Origin of the sequence: Corynebacterium sp. MSK195 (genome assembly GCF_030228885.1) — a bacterium.
Classification (GTDB): Bacteria; Actinomycetota; Actinomycetes; order Mycobacteriales; family Mycobacteriaceae; genus Corynebacterium.
The window spans coordinates 1-5,387 of the sequence record NZ_JASPGT010000021.1; the positions used below are offsets into that span (position 1 = coordinate 1).

Annotated in this window: 5 protein-coding genes; 2 read left to right on the plus strand and 3 right to left on the minus strand. The window is 60.4% G+C overall.

Going from position 1 to position 5,387, the window contains the following annotated elements; translation table 11 throughout:
- Positions 1 to 91: 91 nt before the first annotated feature.
- Together QP909_RS11415 and QP909_RS11420 are read left to right on the plus strand one after the other, a co-directional pair.
- Positions 92 to 916: an iron-siderophore ABC transporter substrate-binding protein gene (locus tag QP909_RS11415; RefSeq protein ID WP_284767299.1), complete on the plus strand. Its 825-nt coding sequence runs from the start codon at positions 92 to 94 to the stop codon at positions 914 to 916.
- A gap of 173 nt (positions 917 to 1,089) precedes the next feature.
- On the plus strand, positions 1,090 to 1,728 hold the full coding sequence (locus QP909_RS11420; protein ID WP_005325329.1) for a DedA family protein: 639 nt from the start codon (positions 1,090 to 1,092) through the stop codon (positions 1,726 to 1,728).
- Positions 1,729 to 1,738: 10 nt separating this feature from the next.
- Here the strand turns inward: QP909_RS11420 and QP909_RS11425 are convergent, their stop codons facing one another.
- Genes QP909_RS11425 through QP909_RS11435 form a run of 3 tightly spaced genes read right to left on the minus strand, consistent with a single transcriptional unit; the run spans position 1,739 to position 4,784 of the window.
- Entirely contained in the window at positions 1,739 to 2,521 is a 783-nt protein-coding gene (locus tag QP909_RS11425; RefSeq protein WP_019176090.1) for an ABC transporter ATP-binding protein, read from the minus strand.
- Between the two features lie 50 nt (positions 2,522 to 2,571).
- The gene (locus tag QP909_RS11430; protein WP_005325330.1) at positions 2,572 to 3,666 is read right to left on the minus strand and encodes a FecCD family ABC transporter permease; all 1,095 of its coding nucleotides are present in this window, start codon (positions 3,664 to 3,666) and stop codon (positions 2,572 to 2,574) included.
- Positions 3,666 to 4,784: a FecCD family ABC transporter permease gene (locus QP909_RS11435; RefSeq protein ID WP_005325331.1), complete on the minus strand. Its 1,119-nt coding sequence runs from the start codon at positions 4,782 to 4,784 to the stop codon at positions 3,666 to 3,668. The genes QP909_RS11430 and QP909_RS11435 overlap by 1 nt, the downstream gene beginning before the upstream one ends.
- Positions 4,785 to 5,387: the final 603 nt, after the last annotated feature.

Here is a 5,387-nt window from a genome sequence, read left to right on the forward strand (position 1 = left end):
GGCATGGTGGTAGATTACCTTTCTTCCCAACCCAACCGGGCTGGATATCAGGTGTCTACCAAACAGGGGTCAGGTCCAAGCCCCGCAGCGCGTGGTCTCCTTGGGCTACACGGATCAGGACGCACTGCTGGCGCTGGGAGTTACTCCTGTCTCCGTGAAGTACTGGGACGGAATGACCCCGGATGGTCAGGCTGCGGGCAACTGGTCCAATGACAAGATCGAGGGCGACACTCCTCGGATCGACAAGGACACAGAAGTCAACGCGGAAGCCATCGCCAAGGACAATCCAGACCTCATCGTGGCCGTGTACTCGGACATCGATGAAGACACGTACAAGAAGCTGTCTGAGATCGCCCCTGTCGTCGTACAAAAGGGCGAATACGAAGAACTACAGCAACCATGGGACGTGACCACGGAAGAGATCGGGCAGGCCGTGGGCAAGCCTGAAGAGGCAAAGCGCCAGGTGGAGCAGGTCAAGGAGAAGTTCGCAGAGCTCAAGGGCCGCCACCCAGAATGGGCCGAAAAGGAACTCGGCGTGGCCACTGTCTCCGACGAGAGCCTGGCTGTCTTTGCCGAGGGCGATCCGCGTAGCCGCTTCTTCACCGAGCTGGGATTCAAGATCAACCCGGCCTACGCGGGCATCACCAAGGACAAGTTCTACGGTGAGGTCTCCAAGGAAAACGCAGACCAGATCAACTCTGACGTGCTGGTGTGGGATCAACTGTCTTACTCTCCGAAGCAGAGCAAGGCTTCTGTGACCGAGGATCCGATCGTGGGCAAGCTGCCCGCCGTGAAGGACGGACACAGTGTCTACCTGGAAGGCGACCTGGAAAAGGCCTTCGGATGGCAGACCGTGCTGAGCCTGAACTACCTGCTGGACAAGATCGAGCAGCCGTTGGCAGACGCCACGAAGTAGTCTGAATCAACTGCCGAACCGCCCCGCATGAACGTGCTGGGGCGGTTTTGCTGTTGCTGGCTAGGGGACGGGCACTCATGGGGATAACGGATGCACGCTAGGGGCGAGCTGCCTGTATTCCGGTCAGAAACCGGGGTAAGAATAGACCAGTTGTTTTCTAGAAGGGATTCCCTGTGCACTTAAGCGACCTCATGGACGCCACCACCCTGCTCCAGAACTTTGGCGGCTGGGCGCTCGGCGGCATTGCGCTGATTATCTTTATTGAATCCGGCGTGCTCTTCCCGTTCCTCCCCGGCGATTCCATGCTGGTCACCGCGGCAATCTTGCGCGATCAGCTGGGCTTGAACGTTCCGATTCTGGTGGGCGTGGCCATCGTCGCGGCGTTCTTGGGCGACCAGGTAGGTTTCTGGCTCGGCCACCGCTTTGGCCGCAAGTTGTTTAAGCCCGACGCCAAGATCCTCATAACCGAGCACCTCGAACAAGCCGAGGCTTTCTTCCTGAAGTACGGGCCGTTGGCTCTGGTACTGGGGCGCTTCATCCCGATCGTGCGTACCTACATTCCCGTGGCCGCTGGTACCGCGGAGATGCCGTACAAGAAGTTCGTGGGATGGAACGTCACGGGTGCAGTGCTGTGGATTGTCAGCATGGTCGGCATTGGCGTGCTGCTGGGGGATATCCCGGGCATTGCGGATCGCATCGACATGATCGCCATCGTCATCGTGCTGGTGTCTGTGACTCCGGTGGTGATTTCCGCGATGATCAACTGGCGGAAGTCCAAGAAGACTCCCGCCCAGGAGCTGATGGAGGACTAAGCCCTGATCGTCACTTGGGGACGATCAGCGGACCGCCGGTGACAGGATCCTCGATGACTAGCGCGTTGAGGGCAAACGCCTCGAGCAGTAGCTCTGGGGTAATGACCTCGCTGGGACGCCCGGTGGCGAGGACCTGTCCATCCTTCATCACCACGAGATTATCGCTGTAGCGTACAGCCAAGTTGAGATCGTGCAGCACCATCACCACAGTCCGATCCAGCTCTCGGCGTAGACGCTGCACCAGCTCCAAAATCTCTACCGACGTGGCCAGATCCAGGTAGGTGGTGGGCTCGTCCAGGAACAGGATGTCCGTGTTCTGCGCAAGAACCATGGAGATCCACACACGCTGCCGCTGCCCTCCGGACAGAGAATCCAGGGTGCGCTCCGCCAGCCCCATCGAGCCAGTCATTTCCAGCGCCTTGTGCACCTCGGCTTCGTCCGTGGACGACCACTGACGGATCCACGATTGGTGTGGGTGCCGACCGCGCGAGACGAGATCAGCCACGTTGAGTCCCTCCGGGGCGGTAGGGGTTTGTGGCAGCACGCTGATGGTCCGTGCGAGGTCCTTGCGCCTGATGGATGAGATATCGGCGCCGTCTAACAGCACTTCGCCCTCATTCGCCGGAAGGAGACGAGACATGGCTCGCAACAACGTGGATTTGCCGCAGCCATTGGGGCCGATGATTGTGGTGATCTGCCCGCGAGGAAAGTCCACGTCCAAGCCTTCGATGACCGTCCGGTCGCCGTAGCCCACGGCGAGGCCGCGTGCGCTCATGCTGTGCTTCTGAGTCATGTGTCCTTCTTTGTTCGCGGCACTGCTAACTTCCAGGGTGGGATCTTTTCTCATGCCGTGGTTGACCTATTCCGTTGGACCAGCAAATAAATAAGGAACGCACCGCCGATTGCCGAGGTGAGAATGCCCACCGGCAGCTCTACGGGCAGAAGAGTTTGGGTGCTGATATCTGCCAGCAGGAGTAGCGCAGCGCCGGTCAGCGCAGAGGCCAGAAGCGGTGGTGCAGAGCAGTTGCACAAGCGCAGCGCCACCTGTGGGGCCACGAAGGCGACGAACCCGATGGGGCCAGCGGCCGAGACCGCCACTGCTGCCAAAGCCACGGCAGCGGCGAGCAGAAGCACCTGCACACCCTGGACGTTTTGTCCCAAAGCCCGTGCAGTATCCGAGCCCAGCAAGGTGGCTAAAAGTTGGTGACCAATCCAGGCCAGCAGCGGTGTAAACACCAACACAACAATGGCGATGGGCCACATCTTGGACCAGTCCGCAGTGCTCAGGGAGCCAGTAAGCCAGAACTGCGCGGCCGCGGCATCGCGCAACTCCGTGCGGATCATCAGGAAGTTGATATACGAGGTCAACAGAGCAGAGATGATGATGCCGAACAGCACTAGCCGGAAGGAATCAGTCGATCTCCTCCACGCCAGAGCCCACATCACCGTTGCGGTGACAGCCGCACCAAGCACCGCGGCCAAGGGAATGCCGATGCTGCTGAGCCAGCCGAGGAAACCACCAGCGCCACCACCCAGAGTGATGACGGTGACCGCGGCCGCGGACGCGCCCGTAGTGAAGCCCAAGATATCCGGGCTGGCCAGCGCATTGCGAGTCACGGACTGAGTGAGGGCTCCGGATAATCCCAGCGCACAGCCCACCAGAATGGCCGTCAGCGCACGAGGCATGCGCCAATCCAAAACCACCAGACGCTCAATGCGGGTGCCCTGGCCGGTGAACAGCACCTCCAGCACACGAGCCGGGGACACAGGATAGTCACCCAGGCCGATGGAGACCGCCGCTAGCAAGACGATCGCCACGAGCAGCAATAGAGACACCGTCAACGCGCGAGGGCGCCAGACCACAGAAAATGAGCCCACGCGGAATGGCGGGCGCCCAGGGATAGTGGAAGAGGTAGGGCGGGCAAGGAGGGAACTCATTAAATGGCCACCACCCGGCGTCGATAAATAAGGGCGATGAAGAACGGCGCGCCCACGAACGCGAGGATGATGCCTACTTGCAACTCGCCCGGACGAGCGATCAGACGGCCCACCACGTCTGCGAACAGCATCATCACCGCACCCGTCAGGGCAGAGTAAGGGAGGATCCAGCGGTAATCAGGGCCCGTGATGGCGCGCACGAGGTGCGGGACCACCAGGCCGATGAAGGTGATGGGGCCGGCGGCAGCTGTCGCGGCACCGGCCAGCAGTGCGATCAGAGCCATGCCAATCAGGCGGGCGCGCTGGGTGTTGATGCCCAGTCCGGAGGCGATGTCATCGCCCAGATTCAGGAGGTTTAGCTGCGGTGCCGTGATGAACGCCAGCAGGAGGCCCACCAGGATAAACGGCAGCACGCCGTAGAACACGGTGAGATCCCGGCCCGCGATGGAGCCGACGGTCCAGAAGCGCATGCGATCCAGATTGGCATCGTCAGTGAGGATAAAACCGCTGATGATGGCGCTGAGGACCGCGGACAAAGCCGCGCCGCCGAGGACCAGCGTCATTGGATTGGCCTGTCCTCCTCCTATGGACGCCAAACTAAACACCAACGCAGTAGCAGCGATGGCCCCACCGAACGCCCACATGCTGGTAGCCCACACGGACGTCACACCCAGCAAGGAGAAGCTGGCAACCACGGCCAGGGACGCACCGTAGTTGATGCCGAGAATGCCCGTGTCCGCGAGAGGGTTGCGCGTGTGCCCTTGGATCAATGCACCGGAGGCGCCAAGGGCAGCACCGGCGACTAGGCCCAACAGGGTGCGGGGAATGCGGAGCTCGACGATCACGCGCTGATCCACATTCAGCCCCTCCGCGTGGCCGAACGCCGTGCCGAGATCGCGGAACACGGCGGACACTTCTCCAAAAGGGATCTGCCGTGATCCAAACACGATGCTGGCAACGATGCTGGCGAGCAATAGGAGGAAAAGGACGCCGAGGCCGACGAGGCGACGCGGGATTTTACCTGATGGAGCGCTGGCAGAAGCGTCCGCAGTAGCGTCCGCGCGAGACCCCAGGTGTGATTGAGAAGGGGATTGCGCATGCGGGGTAGAGATAGCCATGCATCCCTCCTTGACGCGTGAAAGTCCATGATCTTAACGGGAGCAAGCTTATATGAACAAGGTAAGCCTAATCAAAGTACTACAAGGAGGGATTGTGGAGCTGTGCAGGTGAGTGTGTGAGCCAGCAGGTGCGGCTAGTGAGGTCGGTCGGCCCTGAATGGCGCCGACCCTACACCTCAGCTCTATGCTTCTGAGCAGGGATTTGGACATGTTTTAGCTGGTTGCTAGGCTAGTCAGGTCTTGCCGTAGGTAGGTACCCCCATGTTCTTTTTTTCGACGCTAACGCGTCAAAATCCCGGGAATGCCACATGACCTGCGGAAAGAGTCTCCCGCTACAAGGGAGAAAAACTGTACATCCACTTTGTTACAGGCCCCTCGCCCGAAGCGGCCGCACGGATAAAGGCAGCGAGCACCCCTAACTACTGAGTTAGGCGGAGCGTGAGTAGCCAGCGATCGTGCGGTACACGCGATTCATCAAGGGTGAGCACGGGAACCGTAACGAAAAAGGCAACAGGTCACTTCACATGGTGCTGTTGCAAAGTTGGGCGGAGAGCCGAGACGACCCAGTTTCTCATTTCCTGATGGCCGCTGCGTGCCGGCGTT